18 protein-coding genes and 1 pseudogene are annotated in these 17,087 nt (G+C 67.3%); 11 read left to right on the forward strand and 8 right to left on the reverse strand.

Annotation, left to right across the window (positions count from 1 at the left end):
- Positions 1 to 6: 6 nt before the first annotated feature.
- The gene (locus B1790_RS33460) at positions 7 to 819 is read left to right on the forward strand and encodes an IclR family transcriptional regulator (protein WP_079927567.1); all 813 of its coding nucleotides are present in this window, start codon (positions 7 to 9) and stop codon (positions 817 to 819) included.
- Positions 820 to 830: 11 nt separating this feature from the next.
- Here the strand turns inward: B1790_RS33460 and B1790_RS33465 are convergent, their stop codons facing one another.
- Complete coding sequence (locus B1790_RS33465; protein ID WP_079927568.1) at positions 831 to 2,075, reverse strand: alanine racemase; 1,245 nt, start codon at positions 2,073 to 2,075, stop codon at positions 831 to 833.
- Between the two features lie 34 nt (positions 2,076 to 2,109).
- Here B1790_RS33465 and lysS point away from each other — a divergent pair, with 34 nt between their 5' ends.
- The 6 genes from lysS (at position 2,110) to B1790_RS33495 (ending at position 8,707) form a co-directional block, all read left to right on the forward strand.
- Entirely contained in the window at positions 2,110 to 3,648 is a 1,539-nt protein-coding gene (lysS, locus tag B1790_RS33470) for a lysine--tRNA ligase (protein ID WP_079927569.1), read from the forward strand.
- A gap of 114 nt (positions 3,649 to 3,762) precedes the next feature.
- Positions 3,763 to 4,104 (forward strand): histone-like nucleoid-structuring protein Lsr2, encoded by a 342-nt coding sequence (lsr2, locus tag B1790_RS33475; protein ID WP_056552959.1) that lies wholly within the window; start codon positions 3,763 to 3,765, stop codon positions 4,102 to 4,104.
- 267 nt (positions 4,105 to 4,371) lie between these two features.
- Entirely contained in the window at positions 4,372 to 6,894 is a 2,523-nt protein-coding gene (gene clpC1, locus B1790_RS33480; RefSeq protein WP_079927570.1) for an ATP-dependent protease ATP-binding subunit ClpC, read from the forward strand.
- A gap of 223 nt (positions 6,895 to 7,117) precedes the next feature.
- Complete coding sequence (locus B1790_RS33485; protein ID WP_056552966.1) at positions 7,118 to 7,333, forward strand: CbtB-domain containing protein; 216 nt, start codon at positions 7,118 to 7,120, stop codon at positions 7,331 to 7,333.
- A 19-nt stretch (positions 7,334 to 7,352) separates the two neighbouring features.
- Positions 7,353 to 8,159 carry a CbtA family protein gene (locus B1790_RS33490; protein WP_079927571.1) on the forward strand — a complete coding sequence of 269 codons (807 nt, stop codon included), beginning with the start codon at positions 7,353 to 7,355 and terminating at the stop codon, positions 8,157 to 8,159.
- The gene (locus tag B1790_RS33495; RefSeq protein ID WP_079927572.1) at positions 8,156 to 8,707 is read left to right on the forward strand and encodes a histidine phosphatase family protein; all 552 of its coding nucleotides are present in this window, start codon (positions 8,156 to 8,158) and stop codon (positions 8,705 to 8,707) included. Before B1790_RS33490 ends, B1790_RS33495 begins: the two co-directional genes overlap by 4 nt.
- On the opposite strand, the gene B1790_RS33500 is transcribed toward B1790_RS33495, so the two are convergent.
- Positions 8,704 to 10,035 carry a serine hydrolase gene (locus B1790_RS33500; RefSeq protein WP_198952194.1) on the reverse strand — a complete coding sequence of 444 codons (1,332 nt, stop codon included), beginning with the start codon at positions 10,033 to 10,035 and terminating at the stop codon, positions 8,704 to 8,706. The two genes, B1790_RS33495 and B1790_RS33500, sit on opposite strands and share 4 nt — an antisense overlap.
- 4 nt (positions 10,036 to 10,039) lie before the next feature.
- On the reverse strand, positions 10,040 to 10,351 hold the full coding sequence (gene mhuD, locus B1790_RS33505) for a mycobilin-forming heme oxygenase MhuD (protein WP_056553523.1): 312 nt from the start codon (positions 10,349 to 10,351) through the stop codon (positions 10,040 to 10,042).
- Between the two features lie 58 nt (positions 10,352 to 10,409).
- Between mhuD and B1790_RS33510 the strand changes: the two genes are divergently transcribed.
- Positions 10,410 to 11,171, forward strand: coding sequence for an alpha/beta fold hydrolase (locus B1790_RS33510; RefSeq protein ID WP_079927573.1), 762 nt, complete (start codon positions 10,410 to 10,412; stop codon positions 11,169 to 11,171).
- On the opposite strand, the gene B1790_RS33515 is transcribed toward B1790_RS33510, so the two are convergent.
- Entirely contained in the window at positions 11,168 to 11,389 is a 222-nt protein-coding gene (locus B1790_RS33515; protein WP_079927574.1) for a hypothetical protein, read from the reverse strand. The two genes, B1790_RS33510 and B1790_RS33515, sit on opposite strands and share 4 nt — an antisense overlap.
- A gap of 71 nt (positions 11,390 to 11,460) precedes the next feature.
- Here B1790_RS33515 and B1790_RS33520 point away from each other — a divergent pair, with 71 nt between their 5' ends.
- Complete coding sequence (locus B1790_RS33520; protein WP_079927575.1) at positions 11,461 to 12,432, forward strand: helix-turn-helix domain-containing protein; 972 nt, start codon at positions 11,461 to 11,463, stop codon at positions 12,430 to 12,432.
- 13 nt (positions 12,433 to 12,445) lie between these two features.
- On the opposite strand, the gene B1790_RS33525 is transcribed toward B1790_RS33520, so the two are convergent.
- On the reverse strand, positions 12,446 to 13,795 hold the full coding sequence (locus B1790_RS33525; RefSeq protein ID WP_142271673.1) for an adenylate/guanylate cyclase domain-containing protein: 1,350 nt from the start codon (positions 13,793 to 13,795) through the stop codon (positions 12,446 to 12,448).
- A 9-nt stretch (positions 13,796 to 13,804) separates the two neighbouring features.
- Entirely contained in the window at positions 13,805 to 14,701 is an 897-nt protein-coding gene (locus tag B1790_RS33530; RefSeq protein WP_079927576.1) for an A/G-specific adenine glycosylase, read from the reverse strand.
- Positions 14,702 to 14,729: 28 nt separating this feature from the next.
- Between B1790_RS33530 and B1790_RS33535 the strand changes: the two genes are divergently transcribed.
- Both B1790_RS33535 and B1790_RS33540 read left to right on the forward strand, forming a co-directional pair.
- Positions 14,730 to 15,350 (forward strand): carbonic anhydrase, encoded by a 621-nt coding sequence (locus B1790_RS33535; protein ID WP_079927577.1) that lies wholly within the window; start codon positions 14,730 to 14,732, stop codon positions 15,348 to 15,350.
- 63 nt (positions 15,351 to 15,413) lie between these two features.
- Entirely contained in the window at positions 15,414 to 16,193 is a 780-nt protein-coding gene (locus B1790_RS33540; protein WP_142271674.1) for a hypothetical protein, read from the forward strand.
- Here the strand turns inward: B1790_RS33540 and B1790_RS33545 are convergent.
- Together B1790_RS33545 and B1790_RS35555 are read right to left on the reverse strand one after the other, a co-directional pair.
- On the reverse strand, positions 16,190 to 16,831 hold the full coding sequence (locus tag B1790_RS33545) for an HNH endonuclease signature motif containing protein (protein ID WP_079927578.1): 642 nt from the start codon (positions 16,829 to 16,831) through the stop codon (positions 16,190 to 16,192). The genes B1790_RS33540 and B1790_RS33545 overlap by 4 nt on opposite strands.
- A gap of 43 nt (positions 16,832 to 16,874) precedes the next feature.
- Positions 16,875 to 17,087: pseudogene (locus B1790_RS35555) on the reverse strand (HNH endonuclease); the annotation flags it as partial.

Below are 17,087 nucleotides of genomic sequence, written 5' to 3' on the forward strand. Positions count from 1 at the left end.
GAACCGATGCCGAGGCCGGAGAGCAGAACGACCCCAGAAGACGGCGGACGGTCTGCGTCCGTCCAGTCCGTGGACCGTGCATTGCTGGTCATGGAGATCCTGGCCACCAACGGGCAGGCTGGTGTCACCGAGATCGCCGCCGAGCTGGGCGTCCACAAATCGACCGTGTCCCGGATCATCTCGGTGCTGGAAGCTCGCGGGTACGTCGAGCAACTCGCCGACCGCGGCAAGTACCGGTTGGGCTTCGCGATCGCCAGGCTGGCCCGCGCCACCAGCGGCCAACTCGACCTCGTGAAGCAAAGTCAGGCCGCGTGCGACGCGCTTGCCCTCGAGTCCGGTGAGACGACGAATCTGGCCGTCCTCGACGGCGACCGGATCGTGAACGTCGCCGAAGCCATCGGCCCCGCCGGCATCGCCCTGCGCACCTGGGTGGGGCAGAGCTGTCCGGCCCACACCACCTCCAGCGGCAAGGTGCTGCTCGCGGCGCTCGACGACGCTGCGCTGCGCGAAACCGTCGGCACCCGGCTCGAGTCGTTCACCGACGCCACCATCACGACGCGGAGCGCCCTACAGGCCGAACTGGACGTGGTCCGCGAGCAGGGGTGGGCATGCGTCCGGGAAGAGCTGGAGGTCGGGCTCAACGCCGTCGCCGCACCGGTGTACGACGCGTCCGGCCGGGTCGTCGCGGCGCTGAGCGTCTCGGGGCCGTCCTATCGGCTCGGCGAGAACGAGTTCGGCGCGACCGCCAAGCGCACCGTCGCCGCGGCCGAGACCATCAGCCGCCGGCTCGGTTGGATCGACGTCTCCACCCGCCTCTGAGAGCTCGGGCGTCAGAAGAACGTGCGGACCAGGTCGACGATCCTGCCGTCGTCGTCGAGCGCCGGGATCATCTGCCACTTGTCGAACACCGTGCAGGGATGGGAAATCCCGAACTCGATCCACGTCCCCACCTCGACGCGATCGCGGTCGGCTGATCCAACCCGCAGATAGGCGTGCTGGTCGTTCAGCTTCAGCACGGTGCTGTCGGCGAGCCCGTACGGCACCGGAAGGTCCTGGTCGAAGGACACGTCGCGTCGGCCCATCGTCACCAAGGCCAGATCGGGCTCGGGCCGTGACGTCACCTGTGCCCATACCGACAGCGCGGGCCGGAACGCTCCCGTCAGCGGTGAGGTCCGACCGTAGAGCCCGTCGTCGTGAGTGAGGTAGCACCCGCTTCGCAGCACCGTGCGGACCGGCCCGACACCCGCCCATCCCGTGAGCTCGTCGGAAACCAGGTCGAAGTACGTGCTGCCGCCCGCCGTGACGAGCACCTCGTCGCCCTGGAACGTCGTCGCCAGACGGCCCACCGCCGACCGCAGTTCCCGCAGGTAGGCCCGCACCCGCCCGCGGGCATCGCCGGTCACGTCGTGTCCCGTGGCGGCCTCGTAACCCGCGACGCCTACCAGCCGCAGCTGCCGGGACGCGGCCGCGGCCCGTGCGACGGAATCGACTGCGTCGGCGCCCCGGCAGCCGGTTCGCCCGCCGGCCATCCCCACCTCGACGCAGACGTCGACCGGCCGTCTGGCGCCTGCGGCGGCGAGGGTGGCCGACATGATCTCAACCCCGCGCAGCGAGTCGACCCAACACACCAGGCCGAAATTCGGGTCGTCGTCCAATTCGGCTGCCAGCCAACGCAACCCGGCCTCGTCGACCAGCTCGTTGGCCAGTACGACGCGGTTGACGCCGAACGCGCGAAACGTCCGCACCTGACTGATCGTCGCCAGGGTGACGGCCGTGGCGCCTGCGTCGAACTGCCGCGCGAGCAGCTGCGGGGCCATGTGGGTCTTGCCGTGCGGGGCCAATTCGACGCCCCGGTCGCGGCACCACGCGGCCATCGTCGAGAGGTTGTCGGCGATGGCGGACTCGCGCAGCACGCACAGCGGCCCGACGGCGCCAGCGGCGATCGGGTCGACGCCGCCGGCACACACCTCGGCGGGGGTCTGCCCCCACCACTGCGACGGCAGACCCTTGAAACGCCAGTCCATCGGTTCGTCGGCAAGGGCGGCGACGGCAGTCGCGTCGACGGTCGCGGGCATTGACCCATTCAAGCCTCATTTAAGCTGGCACGTCGTGAGCTCCGCAGATGTTCCCGAGGCCGGTCCGACGAACGACGACTCCGATCTACCCGAGCAGTTCCGGATCCGTCAGGCGAAGCGAGAGCGACTGCTCGCAGAGGGGCGCAATCCGTATCCGGTCGAGGTGGCCCGCACCCACACCCTGGCCGAACTCCGATCCGCCTACGCCGACCTGGAGGTCGACACCAAGAGCGGGCAGATCGTCGGGATCGCCGGTCGGGTGGTCTTCGCCAGGAACTCCGGAAAGTTGTGCTTCGCAACGCTGCAGGAGGGCGACGGCACCCAGCTGCAGGCGATGATCAGCCTCGACGGCGTCGGCAAGGAGTCACTGGACGCCTGGAAGTCCGACGTCGACCTTGGCGACATCGTGTTCGTCCACGGTGAGGTGATCAGCTCGCGGCGCGGCGAACTGTCTGTGCTTGCCGATTCTTGGCAAATAATCTCGAAGGCCCTGCGGCCCCTTCCCGTCGCGCACAAGGAGCTCAGCGAAGAGTCGCGGGTGCGGCAGCGTTACGTGGACTTGATCGTGCGTCCGGAAGCTCGCACCATTGCCCGCCAACGGATTGCGGTCGTTCGTGCGGTGCGTTCGGCTTACGAGCGACGCGGCTTTCTCGAAGTGGAAACGCCGATGCTGCAAACCCTTGCTGGTGGTGCCGCCGCACGGCCCTTCGTGACCCACTCCAATGCCCTCGACGCCGACCTGTTCCTGCGCATCGCGCCGGAGTTGTTCCTGAAGCGGTGCTTGGTCGGTGGTTTCGAGAAGGTTTTCGAGATGAATCGGAACTTTCGAAACGAGGGCGCTGATTCCACGCATTCACCGGAATTCGCCATGCTCGAGACTTATCAGGCCTACGGCACCTACGACGATTGCGCCGTCGTGACGCGCGAAGTTATTCAGGAGGTCGCCGACGAGGCGATTGGCACCCGAAACGTGCCACTGCCCGATGGCACGACCTACGATCTCGACGGGGAATGGGCGACGGTCGAAATGTACCCGTCGCTGTCCGAGGCGCTTGGCGAGGAGATCACTCCCGATACGCCGACCGATCATCTCTGGTCGATTGCCGAGAGTCGCGGTGTCGAAATCGCTCGCGATCGCGGATTCGGTCACGGCAAGCTCGTCGAAGAACTCTGGGAGGACGCCGTCGGAGTAGACCTGTGGGCGCCCACATTCGTACGAAACTTCCCCGTGGAGACGTCGCCGCTGACACGCGAGCATCGCAGTATCCCCGGCGTCACCGAGAAGTGGGATCTCTACATCCGAAACTTCGAATTGGCCACCGGCTACACCGAATTGATTGATCCCGTGGTGCAACGGGAAAGGTTCGAAGCCCAAGCACGTGCGGCTGCCGCGGGTGACGACGAGGCAATGGTTCTCGACGAGGACTTCCTGGCGGCATTGGAGTATGGGATGCCCCCGACCGCCGGAACGGGAATGGGCGTCGACCGCTTGTTGATGGCGTTGACGGGCTTGTCGATCCGGGAGACGGTTTTGTTTCCCCTCGTACGAAGGGATGCGCGTCGGCAGGGCTAGCCGGAAGGCGTTTCATACTTTTGTGTTGAATTGCGTCGCTTCCTATGCCAACATTGTTCAGGGTTTCGAGCGAAGTATGACTACGCGCCCGTGCAGAAGGGGCAGTGTGAGCCAATGGCAAAAAAAGTGACCGTCACGTTAGTCGATGATTTCGACGGTGAGGGTTCTGCCGACGAGACCGTCGAATTCTCACTCGACGGCGTCAGCTATGAGATCGACCTATCGTCGAAGAATGCGACGAAACTTCGAAACGATCTCAAACAATGGGTGGAGGCAGGTCGCCGTGTCGGTGGCCGTCGCCGTGGCCGCTCGGCCGGATCGGGCCGTGGACGCGCGACGATTGATCGCGAACAAAGCGCCGCCATCCGGGATTGGGCGCGCCGTAACGGACACAGCGTTTCGACGCGCGGCCGCATTCCGGCCGACGTGATCGACGCATTCCACGCGGCAACGTAACCGCGGGTAGCCATACGTACGTTTCCCCGTTGGGTACGACGATCGACTTTCGCTAGCGGCGAAGCGTCGTCGTGCCCGTTGGCGGAACCGATCCGCGCGGATCGGGCGTTGGAACCCCTGCGGCCTGGAAAAGGTCACCGTTCGGTCTTTCACTACGAGAGGACAAGCGGGACACCCAGAGCTGCCGCCCACTACAGTGGACGTCAAGCGCAGAGCACGGTTCGCCGTGTGAGGACTGCGCTATCTACGGAGGGCAGGTAACCACCGATGTTCGAACGCTTCACCGACCGCGCACGGCGCGTTGTCGTCCTGGCTCAAGAAGAAGCCAGGATGCTGAACCACAACTACATCGGCACCGAGCACATCCTCCTTGGCCTCATTCACGAAGGCGAGGGTGTCGCGGCGAAGTCGCTCGAGTCGCTGGGCATTTCGCTGGAGGGTGTGCGCAGCCAGGTCGAGGAGATCATCGGACAGGGCCAGCAGGCACCGTCCGGCCACATCCCCTTTACCCCGCGCGCCAAGAAGGTGCTGGAGCTGAGCTTGCGCGAGGCGCTGCAGCTCGGCCACAACTACATCGGCACCGAGCACATTCTGCTCGGCCTGATTCGCGAAGGCGAAGGCGTCGCCGCCCAGGTCCTGGTCAAGTTGGGTGCCGAGCTGACGCGCGTGCGTCAGCAGGTCATCCAGCTGCTCAGCGGTTACCAGGGCAAGGAGACCGCCGAGACCGGCACGGGTGGCCGCGGCGGCGAGGCGGGCAACCCGTCGACGTCGCTGGTGCTCGACCAGTTCGGTCGCAACCTGACCGCAGCCGCGATGGAGGGCAAGCTCGACCCCGTCATCGGCCGCGAGAAGGAAATCGAGCGGGTCATGCAGGTGCTGAGCCGCCGCACCAAGAACAACCCGGTGCTGATCGGCGAGCCCGGCGTCGGCAAGACCGCCGTCGTCGAGGGCTTGGCGCAGGCCATCGTGCACGGTGACGTGCCCGAGACACTGAAGGACAAGCAGCTCTACACCCTGGACCTCGGGTCTCTGGTGGCAGGCAGCCGTTACCGCGGTGACTTCGAGGAGCGCCTGAAGAAGGTGCTCAAGGAGATCAACACCCGCGGCGACATCATCCTGTTCATCGACGAGCTGCACACGCTCGTCGGTGCGGGTGCCGCCGAGGGCGCGATCGACGCGGCGTCGATCCTCAAGCCGAAGCTGGCTCGTGGCGAGCTGCAGACCATCGGTGCGACGACCCTCGACGAGTACCGCAAGTACATCGAGAAGGACGCCGCCCTGGAACGACGCTTCCAGCCGGTTCAGGTCGGCGAGCCGACCGTCGAGCACACCATCGAGATCCTCAAGGGGTTGCGCGACCGGTACGAGGCGCATCATCGCGTCTCGATCACCGACGGCGCGATCGTCGCGGCGGCCACGCTGGCCGACCGCTACATCAACGACCGGTTCTTGCCCGACAAGGCGATCGACCTGATCGACGAGGCGGGCGCCCGGATGCGCATCCGCCGGATGACCGCACCGCCAGACCTGCGCGAGTTCGACGAGAAGATCGCCGACGCCCGCCGGGAGAAGGAATCTGCGATCGACGCGCAGGACTTCGAGAAGGCGGCCAACCTGCGCGACCGCGAGAAGACGCTGGTCGGTCAGCGGGCCGAGCGGGAGAAGCAGTGGCGCTCGGGTGACCTGGACGTCGTCGCGGAAGTCGACGACGAGCAGATCGCCGAGGTGCTCGGCAACTGGACCGGTATCCCCGTGTTCAAGCTGACCGAGGCCGAGACCACGCGTCTGCTGCGCATGGAGGACGAGATCCACAAGCGGATCATCGGCCAGGAGGACGCCGTCAAGGCCGTCTCGAAGGCAATCCGTCGTACGCGTGCCGGCTTGAAGGATCCCAAGCGTCCGTCGGGCTCGTTCATCTTCGCCGGCCCGTCCGGTGTCGGTAAGACCGAGCTCTCCAAGGCGCTGGCCAACTTCCTGTTCGGCGACGACGACGCCTTGATCCAGATCGACATGGGCGAGTTCCACGACCGCTTCACCGCGTCGCGGCTGTTCGGTGCCCCTCCCGGGTACGTCGGCTACGAAGAGGGCGGCCAGCTCACCGAGAAGGTGCGCCGCAAGCCGTTCTCGGTGGTGCTGTTCGACGAGATCGAGAAGGCCCACCAGGAGATCTACAACACGCTCCTTCAGGTCCTCGAAGACGGTCGCCTGACCGACGGTCAGGGCAGGACGGTCGACTTCAAGAACACCGTGCTGATCTTCACCTCGAACCTCGGCACGTCCGACATCAGCAAGGCGGTGGGCCTCGGCTTCACCCAGGGTGGCGGCGAGAACAACTACGAGCGGATGAAGCTCAAGGTCAACGACGAGCTGAAGAAGCACTTCCGCCCGGAGTTCCTCAACCGCATCGACGACATCATCGTCTTCCACCAGCTGACGAAGGAAGAGATCGTCCAGATGGTGGAGTTGATGATCGCCCGCGTCGGCAACCAGCTCAGGGCCAAGGACATGACCATGGAGCTGACCGACAAGGCGAAGTCGCTTCTGGCCAAGCGTGGTTTCGACCCGGTGCTGGGAGCCCGTCCGTTGCGTCGGACGATCCAGCGCGAGATCGAGGACGCCTTGAGCGAGAAGATCCTCTTCGACGAGGTCGGTCCGGGACAGGTCGTCACGGTCGACGTCGACAACTGGGACGGCGAGGGTGCCGGCGAGGATGCGGTGTTCACCTTCGTCGGTGCCACCAGGCCCGTCGTCGACGCACCGGATCTGGCGCCGGCGGGCGCTCCGGAGTAATTCGGCAGCACTGAAACGACAAATGGGCGGTACCCCGTACAAGGGGTGCCGCCCATTTCGTCGTCTAGGAGTGGCGTCGTGCTCGCCTGTGCCTATGATGCTCGAGTAACCGACGCACGAAGGAATGCTGGTGAAAATCCAGAGCGGTCGCGCCACTGTGAAAGTCAGACCCGACGTACGTCACTCTTGATACGGGACGCGAACTCCCGAAAGGACATCTGACATGACAACTTCCGAGGCCCGCAGGAGCGTCGCTCCCGCGATCGACTTCACCGCCACCAAGGCGGCCCTGTGGCTGTCGCTGACGGCCTTCTTCGCTCTGCTGGTGCTGTACTTCGTCGGCGTCGACCAGGGTGCTACGTCGGTGTTCGGCGACAACATGTACATCCACGAGTTCGTCCACGACGCTCGTCACCTCCTCGGGTTCCCCTGCCACTGACGGGCAGGAGAAACCCAAGATGGAAAAGCAAATCATTGGGCGCGGCCTCCTGGCCGGCGCCATTGCAGGCGTGCTCGCGTTCGTCTTCGCGAAGATCTTCCTGGAGCCCGTGATCGGTCGGGCCATCGACTTCGAGGACGGCACGTCCGCCGCGCACGAAGCCATGGAGGCGGCCACCAGCGGGCACAGCCACGGCGAGGGCGGCGAACTGTTCAGCCGCGGCATCCAGTCGACGGTTGGCATGGGTTTCGGCGTGCTGCTGTTCGCCGTCGCCATGGGGGCGTTGTTCGCCGTGGTCTTCGCGGTGGCGCACGGCCGGGTCGGCAACGTCTCGGCCCGCATGCTGTCGGTGCTGGTCGCCGGGGCCATGTTCGTCTCGCTGTGGATCGTCCCGGCGCTGAAGTACCCGCCGAATCCGCCGGCGACCAGCGAGGACTCCACGATCTTCCAGCGCTCGATGCTGTACCTGCTGATGGTCGGGCTGTCGGCGCTGCTGATGGTCGCCGCCGTGTACTTCGGGCGCCAACTGGCTCCCAAGCTCGGCGCCTGGAACGCGACCTTGGTCGGCGGCGCGTCGTACCTCGTCGCGGTGTTCGTGGTGATGTTGGTCTTGCCGACGATCAACGAAACCCCCGGCCCCATGGTGAACGACGCGGGCGTCATCGTCTTCCCCGGCTTCCCGGCGGTGGACATGTACGAGTTCCGGCTCTACACGTTCACCACCCAGCTGATCGTCTGGACGACGATCGGCCTGGTGTTCGCGGCGTCGATCTCAAAGGTGTTGGACTCCCGCAGGACTGGCGCGGAGGTCGGCGCCAGCACGTGAGTGAGATCGTCCGGCTGACCCTCGTCTCCCATGCGATGACGGATGCGATGGCAGCCGGACGATTTCCGCGTGACGAGGCCCTGAACGCGCTGGGGCAGCGTCAGGTCGACGCAACCGTCGACCTCGGGGTCGTCGACGCCGCCGTCTGTGCGCCAGAGACCCGCACCAGGCAGACCGCGGACCTACTGGGGTTGCGCGCCGAGACCGAGCCGCTGCTGGCGGACCTGAACTGCGGCGCATGGCGGGGCAGCGTGCTCGGCGGAATTGGGGTGGGCGAGCTGACGCTGTGGCTCACCGATCCCACGCAGGCGCCCCACGGCGGTGAGTCGGTGGTCGAACTCGTCACCCGCGTCGGCGGTTGGCTGGATTCGCTGTCGGATCGCCGGGGCCGGCTGGTCGCGGTGACCCATCCCAGCGTCGTCAGGGCCGCCGTGGTCTACGCCTTGAGTGCGCCGTCGGCGTCCTTCTGGCGCGTCGACGTCGGTCCGGTCTGTCGTACCGTCATGCACCTTCGCGGCGGGTCGTGGACGCTGCGGTCAACGGGCTAGGCCGGCTGAACCAAACCGAACGCGCCCTGCGCTATCGACAGCAGCCAGCTCGCCGCCGTCAGGCTGCGGAACTTCGGCCAGTTCGCCTGGAAGCTGACCACCCAGGCCTGGCCCGTCCGGTCGACGGCGTACCAGCTGAAGCCGATGTCGCCGGGCAGATTTCCGCCCTTGGCGCCGATGTAGGTCCACTTCGTCTTGTCGAGTTCGATGCCCGGGGTGGCCGACAGGATGTCCCTGATCGGCGCCGCGGGCCCGACGGCAGCCGTCTGCAGGGCGGCGTGCACGCGGCAGATGTCTCGTGCGGTGCCGTACCACTCGGCGCCGTAGGGGGAGGCGGGCGTGTGGGTGCGCTCCGGATCCGGTTCGTAGTGGCGGGTGTTCGTCTGCGCGATGATCGCCGCGCGATCCCGGGGCGACGCGGACTTCCACTGCTCGCGCAGATCGGGCTCACCCCACCCCACCGAGAACAGCTCGTGGGTGTTGGGGAACGGGGTCATGCTGGCGGGGTCGTGGTGACCGGCGTGGACGAGCGCACGTTCGACGGCTCCTGGTCCAAGCCGGGCCATCAGCAGGTCGGTTGCCATGTTGTCGCTCGCCGAAATCATTTGTTGCGCAGCATCTCTCACCGACACCCGGGCCCCGGGCGGCAGGTGGTCGAACCCGGCTGAACCGACCGCCTTGGCTTCCTTGGTGATGGTCAGTTGATCGTCCCAGCCGAGGGTGCCCGCGTTGACCGCGTCGGCGATGCCCAGCAGGACGTAGAGCTTGAAGATCGACGCCAGCGGTAGCGAGTCGTCGACGTTGGTGCCCGCCACCTTCGTGCACGTGCCGTCGGTGACCTTGGAGACCTGATACGAGTAGTGCGCGCCGGACTTGGTCAGTTCGGCGTCGACGTCGGACCACTGCGTGATCGTCGCCTTCTGCAGGGTGACTTTGAAGCGGTCGACCATCCCGGCGTCGTTGGTGCGCAACTCGATGTCCTGGCCGACGCCGTAGGAGGTCAGCAGGTGCAGGGTGGCCTGCCCGGCGCCGTAGTCGATGCCAGAGACGGTGAACGGCCGGTCCCACCACATCTTGTCCATCACGAATGCGATGTCGTCCACCTGGGGGGCGGCGGCGAGGGTCGAGACGCCGGGGACCCCGATCGGCCAGTCGGAGTTGAGCATGTCGACGGTCTGCTTGGCGCGCAGGCCCGGCGGGGTGTTGGTTTCGATGTGTGCGCCGTAGGCGGCCTCGGCCGGTGCGGCCGGGCCGGTGTGCGCACACCCGCACGCCAGGGCGGCGATCAGAGTTGAGGCAACACCGAGGGCTGTGGCCCGCAGTCCCACCTAGCTACGCTCCCGACCGCTGAACGTCCAAGACGACCTCGAACTCGAGAAGCGAGGCGCCGGTGGCGACGGGGTTGGCGCGCTGACCGGCGTGGGCCTCGACCGCAGGACCGCTGGCCCAGGCCTGGAAGGCCTCCTCGGACTCCCACTGGGTGACGACGAAGTAGCGGTCCTCGCCCTTGACGGGACGCAGGAGCTGGAAGCCGAGGAAGCCAGGTTGGCCGTCGACTGCGTGCGCACGGTTGGCGAAGCGCTTCTCCAACTCTGGGCCTGCATCGGCCGGAACCTCGATCGCGTTGATCTTCACCACTGCCATGGGGTCCACGTTACCGGTTCGTTATCTGGGGTCGGGGAGCTGCTGCCAGGATGTCGGGATGCCTTCGGACTTGTTAGTGGGCCGCGGCGGTGCCGGCGCGCCCATCGTCCTGGTGCACGGGTTGATGGGTCGGGGGACGACGTGGTCGCGACAGCTGCCGTGGCTGACCGGGCTTGGCGAGGTCTACACCTACGACGCGCCGTGGCACCGCGGCCGCGACGTCGAGGATCCGCATCCCGTCAGCACGGAGCGGTTCATCGACGACCTGGCCGACGCCGTCGCGGCGCTAGGGCGGCCCGCCACGTTGGTCGGGCATTCGATGGGAGGACTGCACTCGTGGTGCCTCGCCGCGGCTCGGCCGGATCTGGTGACCGCGCTGGTCGTCGAGGACATGGCACCCGACTTCCGCGGCAGGACGACGGGTCCGTGGGAGCCGTGGCTGCACGCGCTGCCCGCCGAGTTCGGGTCCGAGCAGCAGGTGCTCGACGAGTTCGGGCCGGTCGCCGGACGGTACTTCGTCGAGGCGTTCGATCGCACCGACACCGGGTGGCGACTGCACGGCCGTCCCGAGCGCTGGATAGAGATCGCGGCGCAGTGGGGAGAGCGCGACTACTGGCAGCAGTGGCAAGAGGTGCGCGCGCCGACGTTGCTCGTCGAGGCGGGCAATTCCGTCACGCCACCCGGCCAGATGGTCCGGATGCGGACGACCGGCCCGCAGGCGACCTACCTGCGGGTGCCGGGGGCTGGCCACCTCGTTCATGACGACGCGCCGCGGGAGTACCGCGACGCCGTCGAGCCGTTCCTGGCCCAGTTCGCCTAGCGGTGTTCACCCGTTCTGCCTGACGCCGGCCATGCCGGAACGTTCTCGAAGCGGGTGCGGGCGGCGTCGGCGTCGTGTTGGACGCGGTACCAGTCGGGGTCGCCGAATTGTCTGACGAGGTGCCCACGCAACGTGTCGTTGCGGTGGCTGGCCCAGCTCAGCAGCGCGGCGATGGCGAAGGGCGCGGACAGGATCAGGAAGGCAAGTATCACGTTCATGGCAGCAATTATTTGACCGAAAACATTCCGCCAACAGTGGCAGTACGGACGTGGTGCATTAAGATGCTGCCATGCTCAAGAGCGTCTCTGCATTGGTTCTCGACGGGGTCGCGCCGTTCGAATTCGGGGTGATCTGCGAGGTCTTCGGCATCGACCGTTCGGCCGACGGCGTGCCCAACTTCGACTTCAAGGTCTGCGGCCCAGAACCCGGCGTACCGCTGCGGATGTCGGTGGGCGCGTACCTGGTGCCCGACGCCGGACTCGACGCCCTCGTCGGAGTCGACCTCGTCGCCATCCCCGCGTTCATCGGAACCGACTACCCGGAGGAGGCGCTCGCCGCGGTGCGGGCCGCCGCCGAAGCCGGGTCGACCATCCTGACCGTCTGCTCGGGGGCGTTCCTGGCCGGCGCCGCAGGGCTTCTCGACGGCCGCAAGTGCACGACGCACTGGATGCACGCCGACGACCTGGCCGCCCGTCACCCCACCGCGGAGATCGACCGCAACGTCCTGTTCGTCGACGACGGCAACCTGATCACCAGCGCGGGCACCGCCGCAGGCATCGACGCCTGCCTGCACCTGGTGCGACGCGAGCTGGGCAGCGAGGTCACCAACACCATCGCCCGTCGCATGGTGGTGCCGCCACAGCGCGACGGCGGTCAACGCCAGTACATTGAGCAACCCATTCCCGTTCGATGTTCGGAAGGTTTTGCACCGCAACTGGATTGGGTGCTGTCCAATCTCGACGAGCCGCACACCGTCGGTACCCTTGCCGCCAGGGCCAACATGTCGGCCAGGACGTTCGCGCGCAGGTTCGTCGAGGAGACCGGCCGTACCCCGATGCAATGGGTCACCGACCAGCGAGTCCTGTTCGCCCGCCGCCTGCTCGAGGAGACCGACCTCGACGTCGACCGAGTGGCCGACAAGGCGGGCTTCGGCACCGCGACCCTGCTGCGCCACCACTTCCGACGGGTCGTCGGCGTCACGCCGTCGGACTATCGGCGCCGATTCTCCAGCGACGACTCCGATTGTGCGGCAACGGCTTAGCGGACCGTTGGTTTCATACGGCGTAGACGCACCAGGCGCCCGGCACGCCCTTGAGTCGATGCTCGCCGCGGTCGCTGAAGGTTCGGTGTGAGCCGGTCACGATTTCACGCACCGTCGACGAGACGAGGACCTCGCCGGGCCCCGCCAACGCGGTGATTCGCGCGCCGATGTGCACGGCCATGCCTGCGATGTCCTGCCCGCGGGCCTCCACCTCGCCGGCGTGAATGCCGACCCGGACGTCGACGCCGAGGGTCGCGACGGAGCCGATGATCTGTTCTGCGCAATCCAGCGCCACGCTCGGGCTGCTGAACGTCGCGACGAAACCGTCACCGGCGGTGTTGACTTCGCGTCCGCCGAAGCGTCTGAGTTCCCGTCGCACCAGATTGTCGTGACTGTCGAGCAGGTCGCGCCAATGGTCGTCGCCGAGGGCGGCGGCGCGCTGCGTCGACCCGACGATGTCGGTGAACACGATCGTGGTGAGCACGCGCTCGGCATCGGAGCCGCCACGCGACCCGGTGACGAACTCCTCGATCTCGGCGAGGACCGGCGCCGCGTCGCCCACCCAATAAAGCGTGTCGGCGCCGGGCAATTCGACGTAGCGCGCCCCCGGGATGTGCTCGGCGAGGTAGCGGCCGTGACCGACGCCGACGAACGTGGCGTCTTCGCGGTGCACGATCAGCGTCGGCGCGGTGATGGCGGGCAGCTTGTCACGCACGTCGGCGTCGGTGAGCGCCTGGCTCGACCTCCTGGCCATGCTCGGTGAGGCCGCCCGGTTGCCCGCGGCATCCCACCACGTGCGGAAGACCTGATCGTTGGCGACCGACGGTGCGACCATGGCGAGCACGTCGACCCCGCGCTCCACGGCGTCGGACTCCGTCGACGCCGCGGCGAACGAACCGGCGGTGCGGGGCTGGGCCCCCACGTCGTAGTCGGGTGCCCAGAGCACGCGGGCGGATCCGTTGACCACCACCAGGTTGGCCACGCGCTCGGGGCGGTCAGCCGCCAGGAAGAGCGCGCTCATCGAGGTGTAGCCGGAGCACATGATGGTGGCGCTCTCACAACCGACGGCGTCCATGACCGCCACGGCGTCCTCGGCCCAGCAGGCCGGGGTGATCTTGTCCGCTCCGATGCGCGAGGACATCCCCATCCCGCGGTGGTCGAATCGGATGACCCGGCAGAACGACGACAATCGCCGGTAGAAGCGGTACATCGAGGGTTCGGAGTCGATCGAGTCGATCGGAACGAACGGCCCCGGCATCACGATGAGATCAACCGGGCCGTCGCCGATCACTTGGTACGCGATGTCCAGATCGCCCCGCGATGCGTAACGAGTGCGCGGAGCCCGGGAGACGGGTACGGCCACCTGCCAAGGCTAGTTCACCAGCACGTTCGACGGTCCGGCTTCACCGCCTTCTCCGCTGAGCGCGAACAAGCCGTCGGCGGTCTGCTCGACGAGGCCGTCGGTGAGCAACGAGTCCAACGCCCGGTCGCGCTGGGCAGGGTCGGTCAGCCACGCCACGTCCAATTGAGCCCGCGTCACCGGAGCCGCGTCGGCGCGCAACACGTCCAACAGCCGACCGCGGACCTGCCGGTCCGTGCCCGCGAACTTCTGTACTCGCCGGGCCGGCTCGGTCGACGGTGGGAAGCCGGCCGAGCGCCATGCGCAGATGCTCAGCGGGCACACTCCGCACTTGGGTGACCGGGCCGTGCACACGATCGCGCCGAGCTCCATCAGGGCGATCGAAAACCCAGGCGCGCGTTCGTCATTGGGCAAGATGGCGTCGACGTCGGCGAGGTCGCGGACGCTGGCGGGGGAGTCCGCCCTGCCGTGTACGACCCTGGCGACCACGCGGCGCACGTTGGTGTCCACCACCGGAACTCGCTTGCCGTAGGCGAAACAGGCGATCGCCCGTGAGGTGTAGGTGCCGACGCCCGGAAGCGCAAGCAACGCGTCGACGTCGTCGGGCACCACGTCGCCGTGTTCGGTCGCGATCACGGTCGCGCACTCGTGCAGCCGCTTGGCCCGACGCGGGTAGCCGAGCTTTCCCCACGCCCGCAGGACGTCGGCCGCGCTCGCGGCGGCGGTGGCTGACGGCGTCGGCCAGCGGGCCACCCAGTCACGCCAGATCGGTTCCACCCGGACGACGGGGGTCTGCTGCAACATGAACTCGCTGACCAGGATTTGCCACGCCGAGACACCCGGCTGCCGCCACGGCAGATCCCGTTGCGCATGTGAATACCATTTGAGGAGTTCGCCCGCGTCGACCATCAGTGCCTACTCCAGGCACAATGTGGCCATGCCGAATACAAGCCCGATAACTGCATGGAAGGCACTCAGCGAGGGTAACGACCGGTTCGTCGCCGGTACCCCGGAGCACCCCAGCCAGAGCATCCAGCACCGCGCAAGCCTCGCCGAGGGGCAGAAGCCGACCGCGGTGGTGTTCGGATGCGCCGACAGCCGGGTCGCAGCCGAGATCATCTTCGACCAGGGTCTCGGCGACATGTTCGTGGTGCGAACCGCGGGCCACGTGCTGGATTCGGCGGTCCTCGGTTCGATCGAGTACGCGGTCACGGTGCTGAACGTGCCGCTCATCGTGGTGCTCGGGCACGACAGCTGCGGCGCGGTCAAGGCCACGCTGGCGGCGCTCGACGACGGCGAGGTGCCGGGCGGCTACGTGCTCGACATCGTCGAACGCATCACTCCGTCGATCCTCCTCGGCCGCAACGAGGGCCTGACCAGGGTCGACGAATTCGAGGCGCGCCACGTCTCGGCGACCGCCAAGCAGCTCATCAGTCGATCGAAGGCGGTTTCGGACGCCGTCGACTCTGGCTCGCTGGCCATCGCGGGCGTGACCTATCAGCTTGCCGATGGTCGCGCGCGCCTCCGCGAGCACCTCGGCGACATCGGAGTGGAGTAGCCCACCGGCGACACGCCGGGCGAGGTCGGACGTCATGACCCGACACCGCCTTACCGTGTATGTGTGCTGGACACCGAACCGCATCACCCGCTGCCGCCGGAGATCTACCGGCGCAGGCGGTTCCTCGCGATAGGCGTCGGAGCGCTCGCGCTCGTCATCGTGATAGCCATCGTCGTAGTGGTGTTCGCGAACAGCAGCGGAGACTCGGCTCCCACCCAGCCGACCTCGACTCCCGCAGCGACTGCGCCCCAGCTTCCCGGGGCCAATCCCGAGGTCAAGACGCCGATCCTGCCGCCAGCCCAGCAGTCCCCGCCCCCGACTCCGACCGCCGTCGAGGCCGTCGTCCCGCCGCCGGTGCTCAAGGAGGGCGACGACTGCCCCGACTCGGCGCTGGCGGTCAAGGGCATCACCAGTCAGCCCAACTACGTCGTCGGCGATCAGCCGAAGTTCACCATGGTCGTCACCAACATCGGCCTGGTGGCGTGCAAGCGCGACGTCGGCGCCGCCGTGCTCGCGGCCTACGTGTACGGGCTCGACAACAACCGGTTGTGGTCGAACCTCGACTGCGCACCGTCCAACGAGACGTTGGTCAAGACGTTCAATCCCGGCGAGCAGGTGACCACCGAGGTGACGTGGACCGGGATGGGTTCCGCCGCGAACTGCCCACTTCCGCGCCAGCCGATCGGACCGGGCACCTACAACCTGGTCGTCCAGCTTGGCAACTTGCGGTCGGCCACGGTCCCGTTCACGTTGGCCGTGCCGGCCAACGTGCCGGCGGGCGAAGCGCCCCCAGCTCCCGCTGACGCGCCGCCGCCCGAAGTCGCGGCCCCCGCGGGCAACTAGTTCCACGGGTCGTTCGATTCTCGTTCGCTTTGGATGCGTCTAGCGCGGTCCTCAGCTCGGGTCCTCTTTCGGCGGGGCACGGTGAGACCGGCGGTGTGACTCACAGGTGTCTCGGCAGTGACCACCTTTGCGGTTGGCTCGGATAGTTCTGGGAACAGCAGGCGGCTGCCCGGGGTGGTGGCGTGGGTGCGTCCGTCGGGTGCGGTCCACACGATGGTGCCGTCGTCGAGTTGCCGCTCCCGCCAACCACTCTCGCCGCCCCAGAAGGTCTTCAACAAGTGATGTCTTCGGCATAGGCATTTCAGGTTGGACGCCGCGGTCGGCCCGTAGGGCCACGGAATCGTATGGTCCACATCACAATTCGTGGCCGGCACCTTGCAGCCCGGGAAACGACACGTCATGTCGCGGCAGCGGACGAAGTCGGCCAGCTTCTTCGACGGTCGGTACCGGGGTTCCGGTGGGGCCTGTCCGGGATGCACGATCCGAGTGATGGTCGCGCCGACTGCGGCGCGGCAGGCGATCGCGCCGGGTAGGAACTGCCCGCCCATCAGGGCGGCGGGCCGCAGGCAGGCTAGGCGACCCGGGGTGGGGGTGAGTGCTTCGGTGAGGGTCAGCTCGCGCAGCGGCTTGGTGAACATGGCCGGGGGTTCGCCGTCGAGGGCGGTGCGCTTGTCGCTGGGGTCACTGGGGAGGTGCCCGCGGGACTCGCAATCTGGTGCAGTGTCGCTCGAGCGGTCGGCGCGGTGGTGGTGGCGGCGGGGGTGGCGGCAGGGGTGGCACGGGCCGTTCGTCGAGGGTGTCCGCGCTCGCGATCACGTAGACCACCACCCCCGTCGATGGCGGGTTCTGCGCCGCGGGGCAGTCCTCGGTGTCACACAGGCAGGCCAGGCGGTC

Source organism: Mycobacterium sp. AT1, from assembly GCF_002043095.1.
Taxonomy (GTDB): Bacteria; Actinomycetota; Actinomycetes; order Mycobacteriales; family Mycobacteriaceae; genus Mycobacterium.

Bases quoted from the DNA above. Each gene is read 5' to 3' on its own strand.
- B1790_RS33460 (WP_079927567.1), top strand. From the start codon at position 7: ATGCCGAGGCCGGAGAGCAGAACGACCCCAGAAGACGGCGGACGGTCT.
- B1790_RS33465 (WP_079927568.1), bottom strand. From the start codon at position 2,075: ATGCCCGCGACCGTCGACGCGACTGCCGTCGCCGCCCTTGCCGACGAA.
- lsr2 (WP_056552959.1), top strand. From the start codon at position 3,763: ATGGCAAAAAAAGTGACCGTCACGTTAGTCGATGATTTCGACGGTGAG.
- clpC1 (WP_079927570.1), top strand. From the start codon at position 4,372: ATGTTCGAACGCTTCACCGACCGCGCACGGCGCGTTGTCGTCCTGGCT.
- B1790_RS33485 (WP_056552966.1), top strand. From the start codon at position 7,118: ATGACAACTTCCGAGGCCCGCAGGAGCGTCGCTCCCGCGATCGACTTC.
- B1790_RS33490 (WP_079927571.1), top strand. From the start codon at position 7,353: ATGGAAAAGCAAATCATTGGGCGCGGCCTCCTGGCCGGCGCCATTGCA.
- mhuD (WP_056553523.1), bottom strand. From the start codon at position 10,351: ATGGCAGTGGTGAAGATCAACGCGATCGAGGTTCCGGCCGATGCAGGC.
- B1790_RS33510 (WP_079927573.1), top strand. From the start codon at position 10,410: ATGCCTTCGGACTTGTTAGTGGGCCGCGGCGGTGCCGGCGCGCCCATC.
- B1790_RS33515 (WP_079927574.1), bottom strand. From the start codon at position 11,389: ATGAACGTGATACTTGCCTTCCTGATCCTGTCCGCGCCCTTCGCCATC.
- B1790_RS33520 (WP_079927575.1), top strand. From the start codon at position 11,461: ATGCTCAAGAGCGTCTCTGCATTGGTTCTCGACGGGGTCGCGCCGTTC.
- B1790_RS33530 (WP_079927576.1), bottom strand. From the start codon at position 14,701: ATGGTCGACGCGGGCGAACTCCTCAAATGGTATTCACATGCGCAACGG.
- B1790_RS33535 (WP_079927577.1), top strand. From the start codon at position 14,730: ATGCCGAATACAAGCCCGATAACTGCATGGAAGGCACTCAGCGAGGGT.
- B1790_RS33545 (WP_079927578.1), bottom strand. From the start codon at position 16,831: ATGTTCACCAAGCCGCTGCGCGAGCTGACCCTCACCGAAGCACTCACC.